This is a genomic window from Mycolicibacterium sp. XJ870 (genome assembly GCF_053483975.1).
This window is the reverse complement of record NZ_JBEFTI010000008.1, coordinates 137,252-161,284: the sequence shown is the minus strand read 5'-3', so window position 1 is coordinate 161,284 and position 24,033 is coordinate 137,252. Positions and strand designations below refer to the sequence as shown.

Annotated in this window: 20 protein-coding genes; 11 read left to right on the top strand and 9 right to left on the bottom strand. The window is 67.2% G+C overall.

Annotated elements, in window-relative coordinates; genetic code table 11:
* The first annotated feature begins 2 nt into the window (after window positions 1-2).
* Together ABQF30_RS24360 and ABQF30_RS24355 are read left to right on the top strand one after the other, a co-directional pair.
* Window positions 3-440, top strand: coding sequence for an HIT family protein (locus ABQF30_RS24360; protein ID WP_448468631.1), 438 nt, complete (start codon window positions 3-5; stop codon window positions 438-440).
* Window positions 441-444: 4 nt separating this feature from the next.
* Window positions 445-888: a nitroreductase family deazaflavin-dependent oxidoreductase gene (locus tag ABQF30_RS24355; RefSeq protein WP_448468629.1), complete on the top strand. Its 444-nt coding sequence runs from the start codon at window positions 445-447 to the stop codon at window positions 886-888.
* Here ABQF30_RS24355 and ABQF30_RS24350 read toward each other — a convergent pair.
* Both ABQF30_RS24350 and ABQF30_RS24345 read right to left on the bottom strand, forming a co-directional pair.
* Window positions 885-1,934, bottom strand: a complete 1,050-nt coding sequence (locus ABQF30_RS24350; protein WP_448468627.1) for an LLM class flavin-dependent oxidoreductase — start codon at window positions 1,932-1,934, stop codon at window positions 885-887. The genes ABQF30_RS24355 and ABQF30_RS24350 overlap by 4 nt on opposite strands.
* A gap of 13 nt (window positions 1,935-1,947) precedes the next feature.
* The gene (locus ABQF30_RS24345) at window positions 1,948-2,769 is read right to left on the bottom strand and encodes a uracil-DNA glycosylase (RefSeq protein ID WP_448468625.1); all 822 of its coding nucleotides are present in this window, start codon (window positions 2,767-2,769) and stop codon (window positions 1,948-1,950) included.
* A gap of 70 nt (window positions 2,770-2,839) precedes the next feature.
* Here ABQF30_RS24345 and ABQF30_RS24340 point away from each other — a divergent pair, with 70 nt between their 5' ends.
* Window positions 2,840-4,066 carry a multidrug efflux MFS transporter Tap gene (locus ABQF30_RS24340; protein ID WP_448468623.1) on the top strand — a complete coding sequence of 409 codons (1,227 nt, stop codon included), beginning with the start codon at window positions 2,840-2,842 and terminating at the stop codon, window positions 4,064-4,066.
* Here ABQF30_RS24340 and ABQF30_RS24335 read toward each other — a convergent pair.
* Window positions 4,059-4,790, bottom strand: a complete 732-nt coding sequence (locus ABQF30_RS24335; RefSeq protein WP_448468621.1) for a ParA family protein — start codon at window positions 4,788-4,790, stop codon at window positions 4,059-4,061. The two genes, ABQF30_RS24340 and ABQF30_RS24335, sit on opposite strands and share 8 nt — an antisense overlap.
* Window positions 4,787-6,280, bottom strand: coding sequence for a CHAD domain-containing protein (locus tag ABQF30_RS24330; protein ID WP_448468619.1), 1,494 nt, complete (start codon window positions 6,278-6,280; stop codon window positions 4,787-4,789). Before ABQF30_RS24330 ends, ABQF30_RS24335 begins: the two co-directional genes overlap by 4 nt.
* A gap of 59 nt (window positions 6,281-6,339) precedes the next feature.
* Here ABQF30_RS24330 and ABQF30_RS24325 point away from each other — a divergent pair, with 59 nt between their 5' ends.
* Window positions 6,340-7,707 (top strand): FAD-binding oxidoreductase, encoded by a 1,368-nt coding sequence (locus ABQF30_RS24325; RefSeq protein ID WP_448468617.1) that lies wholly within the window; start codon window positions 6,340-6,342, stop codon window positions 7,705-7,707.
* Here ABQF30_RS24325 and ABQF30_RS24320 read toward each other — a convergent pair.
* The gene (locus ABQF30_RS24320) at window positions 7,704-8,576 is read right to left on the bottom strand and encodes a rhomboid family intramembrane serine protease (protein ID WP_448468615.1); all 873 of its coding nucleotides are present in this window, start codon (window positions 8,574-8,576) and stop codon (window positions 7,704-7,706) included. The genes ABQF30_RS24325 and ABQF30_RS24320 overlap by 4 nt on opposite strands.
* Window positions 8,577-8,656: 80 nt before the next feature.
* Here ABQF30_RS24320 and ABQF30_RS24315 point away from each other — a divergent pair, with 80 nt between their 5' ends.
* The 3 genes from ABQF30_RS24315 to ABQF30_RS24305 are packed head-to-tail and all read left to right on the top strand — an operon-like array spanning window position 8,657 to window position 11,369.
* Window positions 8,657-9,898: a cytochrome P450 gene (locus tag ABQF30_RS24315; protein ID WP_448468613.1), complete on the top strand. Its 1,242-nt coding sequence runs from the start codon at window positions 8,657-8,659 to the stop codon at window positions 9,896-9,898.
* Window positions 9,898-10,494 (top strand): TetR/AcrR family transcriptional regulator, encoded by a 597-nt coding sequence (locus ABQF30_RS24310; RefSeq protein ID WP_448468611.1) that lies wholly within the window; start codon window positions 9,898-9,900, stop codon window positions 10,492-10,494. Before ABQF30_RS24315 ends, ABQF30_RS24310 begins: the two co-directional genes overlap by 1 nt.
* Window positions 10,495-10,538: 44 nt before the next feature.
* Window positions 10,539-11,369 (top strand): DUF5995 family protein, encoded by an 831-nt coding sequence (locus tag ABQF30_RS24305; protein WP_448468609.1) that lies wholly within the window; start codon window positions 10,539-10,541, stop codon window positions 11,367-11,369.
* Between the two features lie 7 nt (window positions 11,370-11,376).
* Here the strand turns inward: ABQF30_RS24305 and ABQF30_RS24300 are convergent, their stop codons facing one another.
* The 4 genes from ABQF30_RS24300 to ABQF30_RS24285 all read right to left on the bottom strand — a co-directional run bounded on the left by ABQF30_RS24300 (window position 11,377) and on the right by ABQF30_RS24285 (window position 17,497).
* Window positions 11,377-13,743: an arylsulfatase gene (locus ABQF30_RS24300; protein ID WP_448468607.1), complete on the bottom strand. Its 2,367-nt coding sequence runs from the start codon at window positions 13,741-13,743 to the stop codon at window positions 11,377-11,379.
* A gap of 91 nt (window positions 13,744-13,834) precedes the next feature.
* Window positions 13,835-14,548 (bottom strand): siderophore-interacting protein, encoded by a 714-nt coding sequence (locus tag ABQF30_RS24295; protein ID WP_448468605.1) that lies wholly within the window; start codon window positions 14,546-14,548, stop codon window positions 13,835-13,837.
* A gap of 46 nt (window positions 14,549-14,594) precedes the next feature.
* Complete coding sequence (locus ABQF30_RS24290; protein WP_448468603.1) at window positions 14,595-15,746, bottom strand: acyltransferase family protein; 1,152 nt, start codon at window positions 15,744-15,746, stop codon at window positions 14,595-14,597.
* A complete protein-coding gene (locus ABQF30_RS24285) occupies window positions 15,743-17,497 on the bottom strand; it encodes a DEAD/DEAH box helicase (RefSeq protein ID WP_448468602.1) in 1,755 nt (584 codons plus the stop codon). The genes ABQF30_RS24290 and ABQF30_RS24285 overlap by 4 nt, the downstream gene beginning before the upstream one ends.
* 46 nt (window positions 17,498-17,543) lie before the next feature.
* On the opposite strand from ABQF30_RS24285, the gene ABQF30_RS24280 reads away from it, so the two are divergent.
* From ABQF30_RS24280 to ABQF30_RS24265, 4 genes are all read left to right on the top strand, one after another.
* Window positions 17,544-18,143 carry an LppP/LprE family lipoprotein gene (locus tag ABQF30_RS24280; protein ID WP_448468600.1) on the top strand — a complete coding sequence of 200 codons (600 nt, stop codon included), beginning with the start codon at window positions 17,544-17,546 and terminating at the stop codon, window positions 18,141-18,143.
* A gap of 162 nt (window positions 18,144-18,305) precedes the next feature.
* Window positions 18,306-19,175 (top strand): putative endonuclease domain-containing protein, encoded by an 870-nt coding sequence (locus ABQF30_RS24275; RefSeq protein ID WP_448468598.1) that lies wholly within the window; start codon window positions 18,306-18,308, stop codon window positions 19,173-19,175.
* Window positions 19,176-19,249: 74 nt separating this feature from the next.
* Window positions 19,250-22,672, top strand: a complete 3,423-nt coding sequence (locus ABQF30_RS24270; RefSeq protein WP_448468596.1) for a TM0106 family RecB-like putative nuclease — start codon at window positions 19,250-19,252, stop codon at window positions 22,670-22,672.
* On the top strand, window positions 22,669-24,021 hold the full coding sequence (locus ABQF30_RS24265; protein WP_448468594.1) for an FAD-binding oxidoreductase: 1,353 nt from the start codon (window positions 22,669-22,671) through the stop codon (window positions 24,019-24,021). The genes ABQF30_RS24270 and ABQF30_RS24265 overlap by 4 nt, the downstream gene beginning before the upstream one ends.
* Window positions 24,022-24,033: the final 12 nt, after the last annotated feature.

Sequence of the window (24,033 nt, the reverse complement as noted above, 5' to 3'; positions counted from 1 at the left end):
GGATGTCATGTGTGTTCTGCGCCATCGTCGCCGGTGACGCACCGGCCATCCGCATCTACGAGGACGACGATTACCTGGGAATTCTCGACATCCGGCCGTTCAGCCGTGGCCATACGCTGGTGATCCCGAAGAAGCACACCGTCGATCTGACCGATACCCCGCCGACCACAGTCTCCGACATGGCCGCCATCGGCCAGCGCATCGCCCGGGCCGCCCGGCAATCCGGGCTGCACGCCGACGGCAACAACATCGTCATCAACGACGGCAAATCGGCCTTCCAGAGCGTGTTCCACATCCACCTGCACGTGGTGCCGCGCCGCGACGGCGACAAACTGTCGTTCGCCAAGGGCATGCTGCTGCGCCGCGACCCGGACCGGGAGGAGTCCGGACGACTGTTACGTGCGGCGCTGGCACAACTGGACGCCGCCGAGCAGGATTGAACCCATGAGTCATCTCTCACCGGTGGAACAGGTCGGCCTGCGGCTGCTGCACATCCACGATCTGATCTACCAGAAGACCAACGGTCGGATCGGGCACCGGTTGCCCGGGGTTCCGCCGAGTCTGTTGTTGCACACCGTCGGGGCCAAGACCGGTAAGGCGCGGATCAATACGCTCAGCTACGCCCGCGACGGCGAGAGTTACCTGGTGGTCGCGTCGATGGGCGGGGCGCCCAAGTCCCCCGGCTGGTACCACAACCTCAAGGCTCAACCGAAAGTCGAAATCAACGTCGGCACAAAGCGATTGGGCGTGACCGCGAAACCCGTGCTACCCGATGATCCGGACTACGCGCGGTTGTGGAAGCTGGTCAACGAGAACAATTCCCACCGCTACGAGTCCTACCAGAAGAAGACGACGCGGCCCATTCCGATCGTGGTGCTGACGCCTTAGAACAGTTCCTTCGCCAGTAGTTCGAGCGTGGTGTCGCGGGCGGTCGCGGTGGCCGGATCGGCGCCGCGGCGGGCAGAGGCCACCGGGTTGACCATGACCTCGTCGACGTCGAACTCCTCGGCCAGCGCCCTTACCTGGTCGGCAGCTTCGGCCGGGGAACCGACCACAGCACGCTGGAGGCCGGCTGCCACCACGGCCTGGGCTTGCGGGGTCATGGTGGTCGCTTCGGCATCCTCGACCAGGTCCAGCGCGCCCAGCGGCTGTCCGGTACGCAGCCGCCCCATCATCTGCAGTTGTGGCAGCAGCAATGCCTTTGCCTCATCAGTGGTTTCGGCCACCACGGCGTTGACGGTCAGGAACGTCACCGGCTCCGACGCCAAGTCGCTGGGCTCGAATTCGTCACGGTAGACGGCCAGCGCCTCAGCGGTGCCGTGTCCGGAGAAATGGTGGGCGAAAACGTACGGCAGGCCCTTGGCGGCGGCCAGGTGTGCGGAGTACATCGACGAGCCGAGCAGCCACAGCCGCGGCTCGGTGGCCGCGGCCGGTGTGGCCTTGAGTATGTAGTTCTCCCGCATCAGATCCCGTGGCAGCGGTACCCGGACCCCGCGGGCGCCCATCAACGCCGCCACGTCGTCGAGGTACTGCGGGAACGCCTCGATATCACGGTCGTCGCGTCCAGCGGCGCCGCGCAAAGCGAGCGAGGTGACTGGGTCCGAGCCCGGTGCCCGGCCGATGCCCAGGTCGATCCGGCCGGGGTGGGCGGCCTCCAGCAGCGCGAACTGTTCGGCAACCGCCAGTGGCGCATGGTTGGGCAGCATCACCCCGCCCGAACCGAGCCGCAGCTGCGAGGTGTGCGCGGCGAGATGCGCGATCACCACTGGCGGGCTGGTCGCTGCGACCGCGGGCATGTTGTGGTGTTCGGCGATCCAGTAGCGGGTGTATCCCAGCCGGTCAGCAGTCTGCGCAAGGTGCGTTGAGGCCGTCAGCGCGTCGGCAGTGGTCTGGTCGGTGCGCACCGGGACGAGGTCGAGGACAGAAAGCCGCATGACAGCGTCAACGTCATTTCCCGCCGAGTTCGTTCCCGAGCGACTTGGCGGTGGCGAAGATCTCGTCGAGCATCGCCGTGGTGAGCCGTCCGGTGAAGGTGTTCTGTTGGCTGGGGTGATAGCAGCCGAGTAGCGTGACCCCGTCGAGCGGGGCAATCACCCCGTGGCCGAACTTGGGCGCCGGTTTGGGAGCGCCGATCAACTCCAGCGCCGCTCGCCAGGCGAAACCGCCGAGCGCGACGACCACCCGCACGGTCGGGCGCACGAGCCGCCATTCGGCCTGCAGCCACGGGGCGCAGGTGGCGCGCTCTGCCGGCGTCGGCGCATTCCCCGGCGGCGCGCAGCGCACCGCGGCGGCCATCCGGGTGTCGAACAACTGCATCCCGTCCGCAGCATCGACGCATAACGCCTGGTTGGCCAGGCCGGCCCGGTGCAGCGCGGCGAACAGGAAATCCCCCGACCGGTCGCCGGTGAACACCCGCCCGGTGCGGTTGGCGCCCTGCGCGGCGGGCGCCAGACCAACGATCATGATGCGGGGAGCCCCAGTTCCGAATCCGGGCGCGGGCCTGCCCCAGTACGGCTGATCGGCGAACGATTTGCGCTTGGCCACCGCGACCTCTTCGCGCCAGGCCACCAGCCGCGGACATGCGCGGCACACCGAGACCAGCGCGTCGAGTTCGTCGACCGAACCCGCCGTGGCGGCCAGGCGGCGCACCTGTGCCGCGGTCCGGGCCGCAGGGGTCTGGGCGGTCGCCGGATCTCCCGGCCAGCCCGTGCCGGGAGGCACCGGAGACTCGAACAGGTCGCCGGTGCTTGGATGGCGCAGTTGAGGCATCCGATCCACTGTGCCGGAAATTCCGTCGCAGCACCCACGGACGCGCTGTTAGATTCGGCCGGGATAGCCCATGACCAATACCAGGCGCGGCCCACTGCTGTTGATCCTGTTCGCCGCATTGATGGCCGGCGCGGGTAACGGTATCTCGATCGTCGCGTTTCCGTGGCTGGTATTGCAGCGCAACGGATCTGCGGTCGACGCGTCGATCGTCGCGATGGCCGGGACGCTGCCGTTGCTGGTCGCCACGGTGATCGCCGGTGCGGCGGTCGACTATCTGGGCCGGCGCCGGGTGTCGATGATCTCGGATGGGCTCTCGGCGCTGTCGGTTTCGGCTGTTCCGGTGCTGGCCCTGGCTTTCGGGGTGGACGCGATCAATGTCGCGGTGCTGGCGGTGTTGGCCGCCTTCGGCGCGTTCTTCGACCCGGCGGGCATGACGGCCCGCGAGACCATGCTTCCCGAGGCGGCGGGCCGGGCGGGTTGGACGCTGGACCGCGCCAACAGCGTGTACGAGGCCGTGTTCAACCTGGCCTACATCGTCGGGCCCGGGATCGGCGGCCTGCTCATCGCGACGCTCGGCGGAATCAACACCATGTGGGTGACCGCGGCTGCGTTCGGGTGCTCGATCGCGGCCACATCGGTGCTGCGGCTCGAGGGTGCGGGGAAACCCGACCGGACCGCACTGCCGGAAGGGGTGTGGTCCGGCATCGTCGAAGGGTTGCAGTTCGTCTGGCGCACCCCGGTACTGCGCACGCTGGCGGTCGTCGACTTGGTCGCCACCGGCCTGTACATGCCCATGGAGAGCGTGTTGTTCCCGAAGTACTTCGCGGACCGCAACGAGCCGACCGAGCTGGGCTGGGTGCTGATGGCGCTGAGCATCGGCGGCTTACTGGGCGCGCTCGGTTACGCCGTGCTGTCGAAGTACGTCAGCCGCCGCGCCACCATGCTGACAGCGGTACTGACGCTCGGCGTGGCGATGACGGTGATCGCGTTCCTGCCGCCGCTGCCGTTCATCCTGGCGCTGTGCGCCGTCGTCGGATTTGTGTACGGACCGATCGCGCCGATCTACAACTACGTGATGCAGACCAAGGCCCCGCAACACCTGCGGGGCCGGGTGGTCGGCGTGATGGGCTCACTGGCCTACGCCGCCGGACCGCTCGGCCTGATCCTGGCCGGACCGCTGGCCGACACCGCCGGACTGCACGCGACATTCCTGGCGTTGGCGCTGCCCATGCTGGTGCTCGGCGTGGTCGCGATCGGGTTGCCGGCGCTGCGGGAACTCGACCGGCCGGTCAGGTGATCTCGCCCCAGAGCGCCTGGTACTGCCGGGCTGCCGGGCTAGTGGGTGCGAAAGCCGTTACCGGCGCTCGCTTTTCGGCCATCTGCTCGATGATCGACAGCGCCGGGATGTCCGTGCCGAGAATCCCCGGCCGCTCCTGGGAAAGGTGTTCCACCATCTCGCGGTGTAGCCTCTTACGCCGGTCCACCATCGAGAAGAACGCTTTGACGGTCGGCTGTCTGCCGTCGAAATCCCCTACGAAGCTCACCAATTGGTCGAATGTACGCACCGACAGCGTCGCCGGGATCATCGGTACCAGCAGGGTATCCACCGCGTGCAGCACATTCTCGGAGACCAGCGAAATGCTGGGCGGGCAGTCGAGAAACACGACGTCGTACTCGTCGGCAAGAGGTTGAAGCAGCTGCCGGATCCGGCGGGTCGGCCGTTTGGCGCCGTCCAGCTGGACATCCATGTTGCGATAAGTGAAATCGGCGGGCACGAGGTCGAGCAGATCGAAATCGGTTGCCTTGATGGCGTCGTCGAGGGTGGTCCGGCCCCGCACCAACGCCTTGCTGCCGCCCTTGACCTTCGGCCGGACGCGGAAGAGGTACGTCGCCGCCCCTTGGGGGTCGAGGTCCCACAGCAAGGTCCGGTTAGCTTGCAGCGCGGACAGATGCGCGAGGTTGACCGCGGCCGAGGTCTTACCGACGCCCCCCTTGATGTTGTACGTCGCATAGATCTTCACCGGCGTATCAGCCCTTTCACTCGGGCCCGATTCTCTTCTGCCAGGACTGGTTTCAGCCGGCCCACCAGCTCCGACCGGGCGCGCAATTGATGAGCGTCGAGTTGGGCGGCCAACTCCCCCATCGCCAACATGGTTGCCGGTGGCGCAGTGCCCTCGTTCATCATCACTGCGGCGAATTCGCGGACCGCTTCGCGCTGCACCTCACCGTCCTGGAAATCCCCGAGCGTGTCCTGTAACGCCTTGAGCTCCTTCACCAATCGGCGATGCGGCTCCTCGGCGTGCAGCGGCCGGAACACCTCAAGCAGATAGCGTAATTCCTTGCACCGCTTGCGCAGTGAGTGCACGTCGGCGCTTGGCGAGTCCGCGGCGAGCCCCGCGCCCCGCTTGGCGACTCGGCTGAACGTCTTCCCCACCCGTTGGCGGGCCAGGGCGTCGACTGACGGACCGCCGCCGGTCGCCGCCACTCGGATGAGCTCGCTCTGCCACTCCTGCATCAGCTGCTCGAAACGTCGAGACCTCAGACCGCGCAACAGGATCCGACGTTCGGCTGTGCGGTGCTTGCGCAGGAACGACTGGAACGGCGCGAGATCTTTCGGGTCAGCGGACGTCAAGCCGGCTGCCATCGCGTCGAAACCGAGCAGGTAAACGTCGAGATCCCGCACCGGCGTAGTGAGATCGCCCAGCCATTTGAACTCGGGGGTGAACCGTGCCGCCAGATCGTCGGGCAGTACATCACCCACCAGCTTGAGAATCGACCGGGTGCGCCGCACCGCCACCCGCAGGTCGTGCAGGAACTCGGTGTCGATCGCGGAGATCGTGCCGTCCACGTTGTCATCGATCGCGGCGGCGAATCGCTGCAACACCAGCGCCATCGCCACCGACGCGGGGGTATCTGCAGTGATGGTCTCGGCGGGGCCGCGGGGTTTGCGCTCGGCATGGGCCAGCGCCTCGTCGTACGAGGTCGTCACTGCCGGGGTGAATCCGTCGACTGCGGCAAGCCCGCGCGTGATGCGATCGGCCTCGGCGTCGTATCCGCGCAGCGGCTGCACCTGCAGCCAGCCCACCCCGTTGTTGCTGTGTTCGATCAGCAGCCGGGCAACCGTCTTCTCGTCGGTGTTGAGCACCCGGCATTCCTGCACGGTGCCCTCGACGGCTACGACCGGCAGCAGTGCCCTCGGCTCGATGATCGGGGCGAGGGCGGCGTGCAGTGGGCCGGGCGGCAGATCCTCGGCCATCGCCGGCCACTTCGGCGTCACCGGGCACTGCAACTGCGTCCCGTCGGGTAGTTGCGCGGTCAGCGGGCGATCATCGACGAATCGCAGCGAGATCCCGGCGTCGTGTAACCGCCAATCGAATGTGTCGATCCAGGTGCGTGAGACAGCCCGTTCGGGCTCGGCAACAACCGTGTACTTCGGTCGCAGCGCGTCGGAGACCTCGTCGATGGTGGCCATGCCTTGTGTGCTGAAGGCGCGGTGCGGCGGTAATGGCATAGGCCAGTGATATTAGACAGGTTTCGTTACCCGAGTGTTCTCCTCGTAGCATCGAAGGAGTGCACAACGATGCGTTGACCGGGCTGATCGCCGAACTTCCTGACGGAGTCGTGGTCACCGATCCCGACATCCTGGCCTCCTACCGACAGGACCGGGCAGCCGACCCGGCCGCGGGTACGCCGCTGGCCGTGGTCCGTCCGCACCGCACCGAAGAAGTGCAGACGGTGCTTCGGTGGGCCGGCGAGCACAAGATCGCAGTGGTGCCGCGCGGTGCCGGCACCGGTTTGTCGGGCGGCGCGACGGCGCTTGACGGTGGCATCGTGTTGTCCACCGAGAAGATGCGCGACATCACCGTGGACACCGTCACCCGCACGGCCGTCGTACAGCCCGGCCTGCTCAACGCCGAGGTGAAGAAAGCCGTCGCCGCCCACGGTCTCTGGTACCCGCCCGATCCGTCGTCGTTCGAGATCTGCAGCATCGGCGGCAACATCGCCACCAACGCCGGCGGGCTGTGCTGCGTCAAATACGGCGTGACCACCGACTACGTGCTGGGCCTGCAGGTCGTGCTGGCCGACGGCACCGCGGTGCGCCTCGGCGGGCCGCGCCTCAAGGACGTCGCCGGCCTGAGCTTGACCAAGCTTTTCGTCGGCAGCGAGGGCACTCTCGGCATCGTCACCGAGGCGACGTTGCGGCTGTTGCCGCCCCAACATCCGGCGTGCACCGTGGTGGCCAGCTTCGATTCGGTCGAGGCGGCCGCGAGCGCAGTCGTGAAGATCACCGGGAAGATCCGGCCGTCGATGCTGGAGTTCATGGACTCTGTGGCGATCAACGCGGTCGAGGACAAGCTGAAGATGGGGCTGGACCGCAGCGCGGCGGCGATGATGGTGGCCGCCTCCGACGACCGGGGCGCCGCAGGTGCGGACGATGCCACTTTCATGGCTGAGGTTTTCACCGAATGCGGTGCCACCGAAGTGTTTTCGACGTCCGACCCAGAGGAGGGCGAGGCGTTCGTGGCGGCCAGGCGGTTCGCCATCCCCGCCGTGGAGGCCAAGGGGTCGTTGCTACTGGAGGACGTCGGAGTGCCGCTGCCCGCACTGGCCGACCTGGTCGGCGGGGTCGCCAAGATCGCCGCGCAGCGCGACCTGCTGATCTCGGTGATCGCGCATGCCGGCGACGGCAACACCCACCCGCTGATCGTGTTCGACCCCACCGATGCCGACATGGCCGGCCGCGCCCAGCTGGCCTTCGGCGAGATCATGGACCTCGCCGTCGGGTTGGGCGGCACCATCACCGGCGAACATGGCGTGGGCCGGTTGAAGCAACCGTGGCTGGCCGGTCAGATCGGCCCGGACGCCATGGCCCTCAACCAGCGGATCAAGCGGGCGCTGGACCCGGACAACATCCTCAACCCGGGTGCCGCGATCTAAGCAAGCCCGACCGACGCCAGCAGATCGTTGGTGCGCCAAGCGATCAGCGCGACGAACAGCAGCGCGAAGGCCACCGACACCCCGGCTTGAACGGCGTTACGACGCTGGCGCGGGGCGTAGACGAAGGCAGCGGCGACCGCGGCGCCGGTGATCAGCCCGCCGAGGTGGCCCTGCCAGCTGATGGCGCCGGTGCCGAGCAAGGGCCCGACGAACGTGAACACCAGGTTGATGACGACGACGGCGCCGATCGCGCGGACGTCGAGGTTGAGGTGACGGGCCACCACGAAGATGGCGCCGAACAGGCCGAAGATCGCTCCTGAGGCACCAGCCGTCGCAGAGTCCAACGGCGACAACAGGTAGACCAGCACCGAGCCGCCGAGTGCACTCAGCGCATACAGCACACCGAAGCGCAGCCGGCCCAGCCAGTTCTCCAGCGGCGGCCCCACGACGTACAGCGCCCACATGTTGAACAGCAGATGCATCGCGCCGTAGTGCAGGAACGCCGATGTCACCAGGCGGTAGTACTCGTCATGCAGAGCGATCCCCGGCGGCCACAGCGTCAGCTCGGTTTCGAGGTTTTTCGACGCCATCTGCAGGACGAACATGAGCACGTTCACAGCGATCAGCGTGTAGGTGAGCAGTGGCGCACCCGAGCGCTGAACTCCGCCGAACTGGGTGCGCGCGGCCGGTACCGACTTGGCCCCCGCGTTGACACACTCCACGCACTGATGCCCGACGGCGGCCGCCCGCATGCACTCTGGGCAGATGTAGCGGCCACAGCGTGTGCAGCGGACATAGGTCTGCCGGTCCGGATGCCGATAACACGTCGGCGTCTCGGCAGGCGACTGCGGCGGGTACGGGTAGCTCACGCGCCCGAGCCTAATGCGACGACGCGAAGACCCGGCATGGGCTATTGACACATCACGACCATGTGTCGTAGCAATAAGACATGACAGTTGATTTGTCTCAGCAGACTCCGGTGCGCTTCGAACCCGCCAACGCCGACACCTGGCCCAACCCGTGGCCCATGTACGCCGCGCTACGCGACCACGACCCGGTGCACCACGTGGTGCCCGCCGAACACCCGGAACACGACTACTACGTACTGTCCCGGCACGCCGACATCTGGGCCGCCGCCCGCGACCACGAGACCTTCTCGTCCGCCCAGGGCCTCACGATCACCTACGGCGAGCTGGAGATGATCGGACTGGCCGACAATCCGCCGTTCGTCATGCAGGACCCGCCCGTGCATACACAGTTCCGCAAGCTGGTGTCCCGCGGCTTCACCCCGCGCCAGGTGGAGGCTGTCGAACCGAAGGTGCGGGAGTTCGTGGTCGAGCGCCTCGAGGGGTTGCGCTCGACCGGCGGCGGCGACATCGTCGCCGAACTGTTCAAGCCGCTGCCGTCGATGGTCGTTGCGCACTATCTCGGAGTGCCCGAGGAGGACCGGGCCCAGTTCGACGGCTGGACCGACGCCATCGTCGCCGCCAACACCGCCAGCGGCGGGATCACCGCCGCGATGGGAACCGCCGGTGAGGCGGTGGCCTCGATGATGGGGTACTTCTCCGAGCTGATCGAGCGCCGACGCCGCGAGCCCGGTGACGACACGATCTCGCATCTGGTGGCCGCCGGGGTCGGCGAGGACGGCGACATCGCCGGGGTGCTGTCCATCCTGGCGTTCACCTTCACCATGGTCACCGGCGGCAACGACACCACCACCGGATTGCTGGGCGGCGCAGTGCAACTGCTGCAGCAGCGGCCCGATCAGCGTCGCCTGCTCGTGGAGGACCCGGAGCTGATCACCGAGGCCATCGACGAGTTCCTGCGGCTGACCTCGCCGGTGCAGGGCCTGGCCCGCACCACCACCCGCGACGTCACCATCGGGGACACCACGATTCCGGCGGGCCGCAAGGCGCTGCTGCTGTACGGGTCGGGCAATCGTGATGAACGCGAATTCGGCCCTGATGCAGCAGAACTCGACGTCCGCCGCAAACCACGCAACATCCTCACGTTCAGCCACGGCGCGCACTTCTGCCTCGGCGCTGCCGCGGCCCGCATGCAGTCCCGCGTGGCGCTGACCGAATTGCTCTCGCGCTTCCCGGAATTCGAGGTCGATCTGGACGGCGTGGTGTGGGCCGGCGGCAGTTACGTGCGGCGGCCACTGTCCGTCCCGTTCCGGGCGGGGGGGTGATGGCGCGCGACTGGTTGGCTGCCCGTCGTACCGAGGTCGCCGCCGACCGCATCCTCGACGCCGCCGACGCGCTGTTCACCCGGCAGGACGCGGCTACCGTCGGCATGCATGAAATCGCCTCTGCAGCAGGGTGTTCCCGAGCGACGCTGTACCGGTACTTCGAGAACCGCGACGCCCTGTACACGGCCTACGTGCACCGCGAGGCGCGCAGGCTGTACCACGAGGTGAGCAAGCAGGTTGCCGGGCTGACCGATCCGACGCAACGATTGATCGAAGGCGTCGTCACCGCCCTGCGCGCGGTGCGCGACAGCCCCGCGTTGTCCTCGTGGTTCGCCACCGCGCAACCACCGATCGGCGGCGAGATGGCCGAGCATTCCGAGGTGATCAGGGCACTTGTCGAGGGTTTCGTCCGGTCTTTGGATGCCGAGGTGCGCGCTGACGAGGCAGACGACGCCGTTGGCCGGCGGGCCCGGTGGCTGGTGCGGGTGATGGTGTCGTTACTGGTCTTCCCGGGCGGCGACGAAGCCGACGAACGCGCGATGCTCGCGGAGTTCGTCGCCCCGCGGGTGGTGCTCGCGGTCCTGCCGGCGGACTAGCCGAAATCGGCGTGGCCAGCGGCCGGCCGGCTCATACTTCCGGTATGGCCGGCCAGCCGCTCCCACCGATACCACCCGTCGCAACGATCGACGAAGTGATCGCCGCCATCGAGACGATCACCGACTGGGCCGTCCGAAACTCGAGCCGACTGGGGTATTTCGCCTCGCTCTACAAGCGAATCACCATCGCGGTCGGTAAGGCCATCGAGGCGGGCGACTTCGAGGACGGCCCAGGTATGGACCGGCTCGACGCGGCATTCGCGTCCCGCTACTTCGACGCGCTGAACGGACACTTCCATCCCGGCCAGTACCCCGAGCCCACCCGGTCCTGGCGGGTCAGCTTCAAATGGGCCGAGCGTCCAGAGCCGATCCTGGTGCAACACATGCTCGCCGGGGTGACCGCTCATATCGTGCTGGACCTCGGGATCGCGGTGGTGCAAACCGCAGGCGGCTTCCGGCTGTCGCCGGTGCAACGGGACTTCAACACCATCAACGCGGTGCTCGCCAGCCAGATCAGCGGCGTCGTCGAGGACATCAACGAACTGTCACCGGCACTGGCCGATATCTATGCGGTCCTCAAGCAGCATCAGATCTTCGCGATCAACGAGGCCGTGCGGTCTCTGCGCGACAGCGCGTGGCGCTTCGCGACCGTGCTGGCGTTGGAGCCGGGTTTCGCACGGCCACTGACCATTTGGGCTCGGGACCGGCAGGTCGCCCATCAGTGCGAGCTGGTGTTCGACCCGCCCGGACTGGTCGGGGTGATCGACCGGGCGGTCAGGGAGATCGCCGCCGAGGAGAGCCGCGACGTCGCACGCAATGTCCGCGTGCTTGATGAGATCGCGTCGACCCCGGCGCCGATCGCCACTGAACTTTGACCGCGCGTCACTGCCTCGTTATCGCGATGTTGAGCTTGTCCTCCGCAGTCACCAGGTGGTCATGGCTGTCGGCACCGATGTCGATGGTCACCCGGTCGATCCGGCCGGTGAACTTGTTGCCGTGTGGTCCGTAGTCGGGTGACGTCGGCGAACCGGTGTCGGAGCCGACGTCACACGCTTCGTCAGCCGAGAACGCCATGGGCTCAGTCTGTTCGACGCGACCGCTACCGACGGCCCTACCGTCGCACAGCAGCGTCACATTGCCGCCCTTACCCAAACCTTCACCGTCGTAAGCGAACTCCATTCGCACCTCGTGCTCGCCCGCCGGGATGAGCTCGTCGGCGGTGGTGTAGTAATACTCGATGCCGAAGAAGTTGTAGCAATATTTGAGCCTGCCCTCGTGGGCGTAGAGGCACCAGCCACCCACGCCGCCGCCCTGGCTGATGATGACGCCGGCGGCGCCGTCCTCGGGCACCGTGATCTTGGCCGTGACCGAATGCGATCTGTTCTTGATGTTGAGCACGCAGTTCTCCAGCAACCGCATGCCCGAGAACAGCACCTGGGTGTCACCCCTGATGAGCTGAGGACGCCCCGCGATGTCGGGGTTGAACCGCTCGAACGACCGGTCGTCGATCGGTATCACGTTGTACTTGGTCGCCTCGATCAGCCAGAGCCGTTGCAGTTCAGCGAGTTTGGCGGGATTCTCGGCCGCGAGGTCGTGGGCCTGAGTCCAGTCGTCCGGGCCGTAGAGCTCCCAGACATCGTCGTCGAGTGCCGGCTGATCGTTCAGCCACGGTGTGCGGTGCTTGGTCACCGCGGTCCAGCCCTTGTGATAAATGCCGCGGTTGCCGAACATCTCGAAGTACTGCACCGTATGGGTCTCGGATGCGTCGCCGTCGCGCAGCGTCGCCAACATGCTGACGCCTTCCAGCGGCGCCTGCTGGATGCTGTTGACCACCATCGGCGCGGGAATGTTGGCCGCCTCCAGAATCGTCGGGGCGACGTCGATCACGGTGTGGAACTGATCGCGCGTCTCCCCCTTGTTCGCAATGCCTTTGGGCCAGTGCACGACGGTGCCGTTGCGGGTGCCGCCCCAGTGGGAGGCCACCTGCTTGGTCCACTGATACGGCGCGCACAACGCATGCGCCCAGCCGACCGCGTAGTGGTTGTAGGCGTCAGGGGTGCCGAAATCGTCGATCTTGGACAACAGGAATTCCTGCGTCTCGATACCGGCGAGGCCGTTGAGGGTGCACATCTCGTTGAAGCAGCCGTTCGGGGTGCCTTCCGCCGACGCACCGTTGTCGCCCAGGATGTAGTAGATCAACGTGTTGTCCAGGGCCCCAAGGTCTTCGATCGCATCGACCAGCCGACCGACCTCGTGATCGGTCTGCTCCAGGAACCCGGCGTAGATCTCCATCTGCCGCGCCAACACCGGCTTGAGCTCAGCGGGCATGTCGTCCCAGGCGGGAATCTCTGCGTGCCGCCCGGTGAGCTCGGCGTCCTCGGGAACGACGCCCAGCACCTTCTGCTTGGGCAGCATCTGCTCGCGCAGCACGTCCCAACCCGCGTCGAACTTGCCCTTGTACTTGTCCGGCCACTCCTTCGGCACGTGGTGCGGAGCGTGGGTGGCGCCCGGCGCGAAGTACATGAAGAACGGCTTGTCCGGCGTGAGCGCCTGCTGTTGACGCACCCAGGTGATCGCCCGGTCCGCCAGATCCTCGGTGAGGGTGTAACCCTCCTCCGGCGTCTTCTCCGGCTCGACGGGCTTCGTGCCCTCGTATAGGCCGGGGTAGTACTGGTTGGCCTCGCCGCCGATGAACCCGTAGAAGTGCTCGAAACCCGAGCCCGTCGGCCACTGGCCGAACGGTCCGACCGGCGACACCTCCCACACCGGAACCTCGTGGCACTTGCCGAACTGACTCGTCGAATAACCGTTCAGCCGTAGCGTCTCCGCGATCGGCGCCTTGTCCTTGGGCCGCACACTGCTGTAGCCGGGCGCTGAGGTCGCGAGCTCGGTGATGCCGCCCATTCCCACCGAGTGGTGGTTGCGTCCGGTCAGCAATGCCTGACGCGTCGGCGAGCACAGGGCCGTGGTGTGAAAACGGTTGAGCTTGAGGCCGCCTGCCGCGAGCCGCTCGGCCGTCGGGGTATTGCAGGGGCCGCCGAACACCGAGCTGGCTCCGAATCCGACGTCGTCGATCAGGACGATCAGCACATTGGGCGCGCCCAGGGGCGGCCGCAGCATGGTGATCGGCGGATACGTGGTGTCGGGGTCCTTGGCGTCATAGGTGGTCAACCCGACGTGCTGGGTGTCCGGGATCGGCAGGATATCGCGGCGGATGGCGTCCGCGGGATGACTGACTGGCGCATTCATGGGCATGTCCGCTCACCGAAGGGCCCGTCTGCTCGAGCCCCTAGAGGCACAGACTATGCGCTGCGAGGGCTGCGCCGTTCGAATTTGAGGGTCAGGCCACCCAATACGCCTGAGCCTTAATGGATTTGCGAGGGATGTTGTACTCTTCGCGGAACACTTGCGCCACCGCGCGGGTGGTGCGGTTGTTGCACGCCACCCAGCCGAAGTGGTCGACGGCGTCGAACGCCGACGAGCTGACCGCTTCCACCAATGCCTGCTCGTCGCGGTCCACCCAGACGATGTCGGCGTCGCCGGCCACGGGGAGCTCCCGATCGTCGTCGTAGCCGGCCTCCAGGAACACCCGCGCCGGGGCATCCCCGATCGCGTCGAGCAATGAATTGATGGCGGGCAGCGATGCGGTGTCGCCGACGATGACATACCCGGCCGGCTGCGGCTCGGGCAGCGAGAAACTGCTTCCGAGAACCGTCACCTCCAAGACGTCACCGGCCTCGGCCCCGCTCGCCCAGCGGGTGGCGACGCCGTCGTGCATGGCGAAGTCGATGTCGACGGTGCCGGCCTCCGGGTCCGGGTTGACAAGGGTGTAGCCGCGCTGGTGGGCCTTGCCGTCTTGAGGGAACCAGCCCCGCACCCACATCGTCGGATGCAGGCGCTGCTCGGCGAGCAGGCGCTCGGCGGTGAAATGGAGCCGTAGGTAGTTCGAGGTGAGCTGGGTGCGACCGGTGACAGTCAACTGGTAGTCGCCTCCGCGCCACAGTTTGACGAGCGCACCTTCCAGCAGCCCGCGCGACGCCGTCTGCTCCGCCATTTCGACCACCCTTCCTCCAGGTCAGTAAGGATAGCCTTACTTTACCTCAGGACCGGACGCGGGTGAACCGGTGCAAGAGCCAGGCAGCCGGAAGAGTGAACACCATGGTGAGCACGAAGAGGTTGACGATCGAGCCGGTGTACACCGGAGTGCGCATCACCTCCACCATGACCAACTCCATGATCAGCAGGTGGATCAGGAAGATCTCGTAGGAGATCTCACCGAGGAACACCATCGGCCGGCTGGCGAGGAACCGGGTGTACCAGCCGCGGTCCTCGAGTGCCGCCGGGGCCACCAGCAGACCGGCGATCAACGTGTAGAAGGCGGTTTTGGCCAGTGCCTCGCTCAGTTCTGCAGGTGAGGTGGTCGGCTCGCCCGCGATCGGCGTCGAGGCGATCAAGTAGCTCACCAACGCCAACGGCAGACACACCAGTGCATAGCCCCGCACTTTCATCTGCTGCAGCACCGTCAGCGCCATTCCGGCGACGAACCAGGCCAGATAGGTGGGCAACCACAACCGGGCCCCGTCGGGCAGTCCGGTGGAGTCGTGCACGATGGCCAGCCACACCGGCGACACCGCGGCCGTCACAGCCAATCCGGCCAGCAGCAGCCATGGCTGCCACCGCCTTCGACACAGCACGACGAGAAGCAGATAGGCCAGCAGGGGCAACACCACGTAGAACGCGGCCTCCACGGCCAGGCTCCACATCTGGGTGAGGCCCTGGTGCAGGTAGGAGAACAAATAGTTGTCGGTGTAGATCTGCGTCAGCGTCAGGTTGCGGAACAACCCCTCCCACGTGTGGCCGGGGTTGGGGCCCGCCATGCGGAAGTGGTAGACGAGATAGGCGATCAGCACGGTGACGGCGTAGGCCGGCATGATCCGTCGCACCCGGTGCCAGGCGTAGCGGCGCACCGACGGCCACGGGGCGTCGGCCTGGGCCGCAGCCTTGACCCACGGCCGGAACAACAGAAACCCACTGAGCACGAAGAAGATCGGGACGCCGATCTCGGCGCGCGAATACACCAACCCCAGATAGCCCTGCGGGTACTTGCCGGTGGTGTAGGCCGCGTGCGTCAACACCACGAGCAATGCGGCGACCGCACGGATACCCGTCAGCGCGGCCACCCGTTCAGGTGCGGATACAGATTCCAGACCGCCCTGCGCCGGTACCGTGCTGACGCCTTTCGACAGCGTCACTTCGCCTTCTTGCGGGGCTTACCTTCCCCGGCAGGCCGGTCGCGGTACTCCGACCGCTCGTGGCGTTGCGGACGGTCGGGCTGCAGATTGATGAGCACACCCTGAATGCGGGTGTTCTCCAGGGCTTTGAAAACCTTGCCGGGCAACTTCGCGGGCAGCTCCACCAGCGAGTGGTCGACCCGGATGGAGATGTGGCCGAAATCGCTGCGGTGCAGACCGCCCTCGTTGGCGATCGCGCCGACGATCGCCCCCGGTGCGACCTTGTGCCGCTTGCCCACCGCGATGCGGTAGGTCGCCAGATCGCTGCGCGTCTTCTCGTGACGCTTGCGCGGGGAGCCGTCATCACGGGACGACCGGTCGGCGCGTTCCCGGCGCTGCTCGGGCGGTGGCTCGGTCATCAGGAACGCCTCGCCGTCACGGGACTCCAGCGCGAGCGCGGAGGCGATATCGGCCATCGGGACGTCGTGGTCGCGCTCGTAGTCCTCGATCAGCTTGCGGAACAACTCGATTCCCGGCGCGTTGAGCGCGTCGGTGATCGAGTCGCGGAACTTCGCCACCCGCTGCGCGTTGACGTCGTCGACGCTGGGCAGTTCAGCTTCGATCAGCTTCTGCCGGGTGATCCGCTCGATCGACTTCAGCAGATGACGTTCCCGCGGAGAGACGAACAGCAGCGCCGTACCCGACCGGCCCGCCCTGCCCGTGCGGCCGATGCGGTGCACGTAGGACTCGGGGTCGTGCGGAATGTCGTAGTTGACGACGTGGCTGATCCGCTCGACGTCCAGGCCACGGGCCGCCACGTCGGTGGCCACCAGGATGTCGACACTGCCGTCCTTGAGATTTGCGATGGTCCGCTCACGCTGCGCCTGCGCGATGTCACCGTTGATCGCGGCGGCTGCGAAACCGCGGGCCTTCAACTTCTCCGCGACCTCTTCGGTGGCCTGCTTGGTGCGGACGAAGATGATCATCGCCGCGAACTGCTCGACTTCAAGGACCCGGGTCAGCGCGTCCATCTTGCGACGGCCGTCGACCTGGATGAACCGCTGCGAAATGTTGTCCGCCGTGGCGGTCTTCGCCTTGACCGCGACCTCGACGGCGTCGTGCAGGTATTTGTTGGTGATCTTGCGGATGGCCGGCGGCATGGTCGCCGAGAACAGGGCCACCTGCTTGTACTCGGGGGTGTCGGCGAGGATGCGCTCGACGTCTTCGGCGAAGCCCATCTGCAGCATCTCGTCGGCCTCGTCGAGCACAAGGTAATCCAGGTGCGAGAGATCCAGGTGACCCTTCTCCAGATGGTCGATCACCCGGCCCGGCGTACCGACGACCACCTGTGCCCCGCGCCGCAGGCCTGCCAGCTGCGGGCCGTAGGACGAGCCGCCGTAGATCGGCAGGACGTTGACGCCGGGCAGGTGCGCACCGTAGCGCCCGAATGCCTCAGCCACCTGCAGCGCCAACTCGCGCGTAGGCGCCAGCACCAGGGCCTGAGTCGCCCGACTCGAGGCGTCGATCTTGGACAGGATCGGGATGGCGAACGCCGCGGTCTTGCCGGTGCCGGTCTGGGCCAGGCCCACAACATCGGAGCCGGCCAGCATCGCCGGAATCGTGGCGGCCTGGATCGCCGAGGGCGACTCGTAGCCGACATCGACGACTGCCTGCAGCACCGACGGGTGAATCTGCAGGTCAGCAAAGGTGGGGTTGGTATCCCCCGGATCCGGGCTGGGATCCGGGCTCGGGCCCGGCTCTGTCGACGTCATCGTGACGGAAGTCTAGTGCCAAATCGCAGGCGGACCCGCAATACCAATGGCGGCACCCCCGCGCGTGCCTGCCGGACCGGCCGGAGGAAGCACGGTAGGTTGCCCAACTGTGAAGCAGGTCGTTGCGATTTTGGCGGCTCTCGTCACGCTTGCCGGGTGCGGATCGGGCGATTCCACCGTCTCCAAAACACCCGACGCCAGGCCGAACTCGGCCGCGACCGCGAGCCCGACCGCCACCGTGGCTGCGCCGACGTCTGCGGCCCCGCAGGCCGATCCGTGCGCGGTCAACCTCGCCGCCCCGGAAATCGCCAGGGCGGTCTCCGAGCTTCCCCGTGATCCGCGCAGCAACCAGGCCTGGAGTCCCGAACCGGTGGCCGGGAACTACAACGAATGCGCGCCGCTGTCGGTCGTGATCGTGCGGGCCAACACCAACGCCGAGCAGCCCAACACTCGGGCCGTGATGTTCCACCTGGGCAAGTTCATCCCGACCGGGGTACCCGACACCTACGGCTTCAACGGCATCGACAAGTCGGCGACCACCGGCGACACCGTGGCGTTGCAGTACTCCGGCGGCTTTCACGGGTTGGCGAGCACCGTGAAGTTCCGCTGGAACGGCAACGGCGTCGAGTTGATGGGCAACCTCTGACCCCATTTCGCCGCGGAACAGCATTCCCGGTTGTTAATCCACGCTCTTAACGACCCTCTCGTCACTCTCGCGGAATGCGGGCTGTGGGCTGTGGGCTGTGGGCTGGGGATAACCCCGAGCCGGAGCCCCTCAGATGTCGGGGCACCGCCCCAGGCTCGGCGCATGGGAACGATATTCGTGGGCAGCGAAGCGCTGGCCCGTGGCGAACTGACCAGAGGCCGCCTGCGATCGGCGTACCGGCCGATATTTCCTGACGTCTACCAACCGCGTATCGCCGAGCCGTCGCTGTACCGCAACACCGTCGGCGCGTGGCTGTGGTCGAAACGACGCGGCGTCATCACCGGTCGGGCCGCTGCAGCACTGCACGGAGCCGAGTGGGTCGACGAGGACGCGCCGATCGAACTGATCTGGCGTAACAACCGACCACCGCGCGGCATCATCACCCACAACGACCGGTTCACGTGCGACGACGTCGTCGAGATCAACGGCATGGCGGTCGTGACACTCCAGCGAGCGGCGCTCGACCTCGGCCGTTTCCTACCTCGCGGCACAGCCGTCGCGCACCTCGATGCGCTCGCCAGGGCGACCGGCCTGACGGCGGACCACGTCGCGCCACTCACCGAGGATTTCAAGGGGGCCCACGGGGTTCGACGCTGTCGCGAGGCTCTCGCGCTGATGGATGCCGGCGCCGAATCCCCGAAGGAAACCTGGCTGCGCCTCCTGGTGATCGACGCCGGATATTCACGCCCGAGAACGCAGATACCGGTGCTCAACGACTACGACTACCCGTTCGCCCGTCTCGACATGGGCTGGGAGGACGTGATGATCGCCCTCGAGTACGACGGCGAGATGCACCAGACCGACCGCTTGCGGTACGCCTGGGACGCCAAACGACTCCGCATGATTCAGCGCCGAGGCTGGCTGCACATCCGGGTGATCAAGGAGGACCGTCCCCGCGACATTCTCGATCGGGTGAGGGCGGCACGGGCGCAACGCGAGGCAGAACTCGGGGTCGTTAAGAGCGTGGGTTAGCAACCGGGAATGCTGTTCCGGGGGGATGTCGGCAGTTCCGCGGGGATGTCGGCGGGCTGACCTACAGTGGCAACGTGTTCGTCACCGACGACGACGTTGTGATCTACAGCGCGTCGGACCTCGCCGCGGCCGCCCGCTGCGAGTACGCCCTGTTGCGCTCGTTCGACGCTCAGCTCGGCCGGGGTCCGGCGGTCTCGGCGGAAGACGAATTGCTCGCGCGCACCGCAGAACTCGGCGGTGATCATGAACAGCGTCATCTCGACGAGCTGCGCGGCGAGGCCGAGGTGACAGTGATCGGCCGGCCGGCCTACACGGTGCCCGGCCTGAGTGCGGCCGCCGAAGCGACTCTGGCGGCGGTGCACCGCAGGGCGCCGGTGATCTATCAGGCCGCGATGTTCGACGGCCGGTTCGCCGGGTTCGCCGACTTCCTGCTGTTGTCGGACTCTGAGGACGGTGAACGCTACCGGCTGCGGGACACCAAGCTGGCCCGGTCGGTGAAGGTCGAGGCGCTGCTCCAGCTGGCTGCGTACACCGAGACGCTCGCCGCGGCGGGCGTGCCGGTGGCCGCCGAGGTAGAGCTGGTGCTGGGCGACGGTGCCACCGCCAGCTACCCGGTCGACGAACTGCTTCCGGTGTACCGGCCCCGCCGCGCGGCCCTGCAGCAGCTGCTGGATGACCACTTGGCCGCCGGCGAGCCGGTCAGCTGGGAAGACGCCGGCGTGCGGGCATGCTTCCGCTGCCCCGAATGCAGCATCGAGGTGCGCGGCCACGACGACCTGTTGTTGGTGGCGGGTATGCGGGTGAGCCAGCGGGCCCGGTTGATCGATGCAGGCATCACCACGGTGGCCGCCCTCACCGCACACCACGGTCCGGTCGACGGGCTGCATCCACGCATCCTGACCGGACTGACCGCGCAGGCCCGGTTGCAAATCGCGCCGCGGGTCGACGGCAAGCCGCCCTACGAGGTGGTGGATGCGCAACCACTCATGGCGCTGCCGAACCCCGACAAGGGCGACCTGTTCTTCGATTTCGAGGGCGACCCACTGTGGACCGACGACGGCGTGCAGTGGGGCCTGGAATACATGTTCGGCGTGCTCGGCACCGGCACATCCAGGGCCGACAACGATTTTCACCCGCTGTGGGCACACAACCGCGCCGAGGAGCGCCAAGCGCTGCGCGACTTCCTCGCCATGGTGCGCAAGCGGCGCAGGCGATATCCGAACATGCACATCTACCACTACGCCGCCTACGAGAAGACCGCGCTGCTGCGGCTGGCCGGGCGTTACGGCGAGGGTGAGGACGCCGTCGACGACCTGCTGCGCAATGGCGTGCTGGTCGACCTGTACCCCTTGGTGCGCAAGAGTATTCGCGTCGGCACCGAGAACTACAGCCTCAAATCCCTTGAGCCGCTGTACATGGGTTCCCAGCTGCGCAGCGGCGACGTCACCACCGCCACCGCGTCCATCAACCAGTACGCGCAGTACTGTGCGCTGCGCGCCGACGGGTGCGACGACGAAGCGGCAACCGTCCTCAAAGAGATCGAGGACTACAACCGCTACGACTGCACATCCACCCGCAAGTTGCGGGACTGGCTGATCAACCGGGCCATCGAAAACAGTGTTCCGCCGATGGGCGCACAGGCGGTCGGCCGCGATGCGCCCGTGGAACCCGAGGATCAGTTGGCCCGCACGCTGCGCCGCTTCGCCGGTGACACCGACCGCAGCCCGCAACAGCAGGCCGTGGCGATGATCGCGGCCGCCAGGGGGTACCACCGCCGCGAGGACAAGCCGTTCTGGTGGGGGCATTTCGACCGGTTGAACCATCCGGTCGAGGAATGGGCCGACGGCTCAGGGGTTTTCGTCGCAGACACTGCCGTCGTCGACACCGACTGGCAAACTCCGCCACGGGCCCGTAAACCTCAAAGACGGGTACGGCTCACGGGCGCACTGGCGACCGGCGAACTGAACAAGGAGATGTACGGGCTCTACGAGCCTCCGGCGCCGATTGGTCTCAGCGAAGATCCGGAGCGACGCGGCTGCGGGTCCGTGCAGGTGCTGGAGGTCGACGATCCTTCCGCGCCGTCCGAGGTGCTGATTCTCGAACGGGAACCCAAGGGCGGCACGACATTCGATCAGTTTCCGTTCGCGTTGACGCCGGGGCCGCCGATCCGCACCACCGCGCTGCGCGAGTCGATCGAGGCGGCCGCCAACCAGATCGCCGCGGGGCTGCCGCAGCTGCCGGACAACGCCGTCATCGACATCCTGCTGCGTCGGCCACCACGCACCCGCAGCGGAGCGCCGCTCCCCCAGACCGGCGACCGGGTCGAGGAGATCACCGCGGCACTACTGGAGTTGGACTCGTCGTATCTGGCGGTGCACGGGCCGCCGGGCACCGGTAAGACCTTCACATCGGCGGCGGTGATCGCCAGGCTGGTCAAGGATCACCGGTGGCGTATCGGGGTTGTCGCGCAGTCACATGCGGTGGTGGAGAACCTGTTCCGCGATGTGGTGGCGGCCGGGGTGGACGCGGAGGTGGTCGCCAAGAAGCCGCACGGGAACAACCCATGCTGGACCGAGCTCGCCGAGAAGGACTACCCGGCGTTCGTGTCGGACCACCACGGGTGCGTAATCGGCGGGACCGCGTGGGATTTCGCCAATCCCGCGCGCGTCGAGCCGGGCAGTCTGGACCTGTTGGTGGTCGAGGAAGCCGGACAGTACAGCCTGGCCAACACCATCGCGGTGGCTGCGGCGGCCGCCAATTTGCTGCTCCTCGGTGATCCGCAACAGCTGCCGCAGGTCAGCGCAGGCACTCACCCCGAACCGGTGGACACCTCGGCGCTGGGCTGGCTGGTGGACGGCCGGCACACCCTGCCCGCCGAGCTGGGCTACTTCCTGGACTGCTCGTACCGCATGCACCCCGCGGTGTGCTCGGCGGTGTCACGGCTGTCCTACGACGGGCGGTTGCGCTCGGTCGACGCGGTGACCTCGGCCCGCCGTCTCGAAGGACAGCCGCCGGGCGTGCGAGTGCTGCTCGTCGATCACGACGGCAACGCCACCGACAGTCCCGAGGAGGCCAAGGTGATCGTCGGCGAGATCGAGCGCCTGCTCGGTTCTGCCTGGACCGACGAGCACGGCACCACACCGCTGGCCCAACAGCACATTCTGGTGGTGACGCCGTACAACGCCCAGGTGGTGGCGCTGCGCCGGCGGCTGGACGCCGCGGGGCTGACCGAGGTCCGGGCCGGAACGGTGGACAAGTTCCAGGGCCAGCAGGCGCCGGTGGTCTTCATTTCCATGGTGGCGTCCTCGATCGATGACGTGCCACGCGGAATCTCGTTCCTGCTCAACAGGAATCGGCTCAATGTCGCAGTCAGCCGGGCCAAGTACGCAGCGGTGATCGTGCGGTCGGCCACGCTGACCGAATACCTGCCCGCCACTCCGGCCGGCATGGTGGAGTTGGGTGCATTCCTGCGGGCGTGTGATACACCGACGGAGTGACGGAAACGCTTACCGAACGGCTCGCGGCAATCGTCGGCGCCGGCCATGTCAGCACCGATCCCGATGTGCTGGCAGGCCGCTCGGTCGACCACACCGGGCGCTATCGCGGTCGGGCCACGGTGCTGGTTCGCCCCCGCGACGGTAACGAGGTGGCCGCGGTGCTGCGGGCCTGCCGCGAGGCCGGGGTATGTGTCACGGTGCAGGGCGGACGGACCTCGCTGGTCGCCGGAACGGTGCCCGAGAACGACGACGTCCTGCTCTCGACCGAGCGACTGACCGAGATGGGTGTCGTCGACGTGGTGGAGCGCCGGGTCAGCGTGGGTGCCGGGGTGACGCTGGCGGCCGTGCAGCGCGCCGCGACGGCGGCGGGCCTGGTGTTCGGCGTGGATCTGGCGGCGCGTGATTCGGCCACGGTGGGCGGGATGGCCTCGACCAACGCCGGCGGCCTGCGCACTGTGCGCTACGGCAACATGGGCGAGCAGGTGCTGGGCCTTGATGTGGCGCTGCCCGACGGGTCGATCGTGCACCGGCACAGCCGGGTACGTCGGGACAACACCGGCTACGACCTGGCCTCGCTGTTCGTCGGCGCCGAGGGCACCCTCGGGGTCATCACCGGCCTGGATCTACGGCTGCATCCCTCCCCGACTCACCGGGTGACCGCGGTCTGCGGCTTCGCCGAGCTGGGCGCACTCGTCGAAACCGGGCGGCTGTTCCGAGATTTGGACGGCATCGCCGCACTGGAGCTGATCGATGCCAGAGCCGGCGCGCTGACCGCCGAGCATCTGGGAGTTCCGGCGCCGGTCGACGGCGCCTGGCAGCTGCTCATCGAACTGGCCGGCGACACCGACCAGACCGAACGTCTCGCCGACGCGCTCGACGGTGCCCAGCTGTGTGGTGAGCCGGCGGTCGGCGTCGACGTCAATGCTCAGCAACGGTTGTGGCAGGTGCGGGAATCGGTGGCCGAGGTGCTCGGCCTGTTCGGGCCGCCACTGAAATTCGATGTCTCCCTTCCCCTGTCAGCCATCCAGGGTTTCGCGACGGCGGCCGCCGAGCTGGTGGCCGAGCATGCGCCTGATGCCATCCCGGTGTTGTTCGGTCATATCGGCGAGGGGAACCTGCATCTCAACGTGCTGCGCTGCTCCGCCGACGCCGAACGCGGGCTCTACGCCGCGATGATGGCGTTGATCGCGGACTGTGGCGGCAACGTCAGTTCCGAGCACGGTGTGGGCACCCGCAAGCGCGACTACGTGGCGATGTCCCGCACCGAGGCCGACATCGCGGCGATGCGCACGGTCAAGGCCGCGTTCGACCCGGCGGGATACCTCAACCCGGCAGTGCTGTTCAGCTAGCCACCTCGCGCG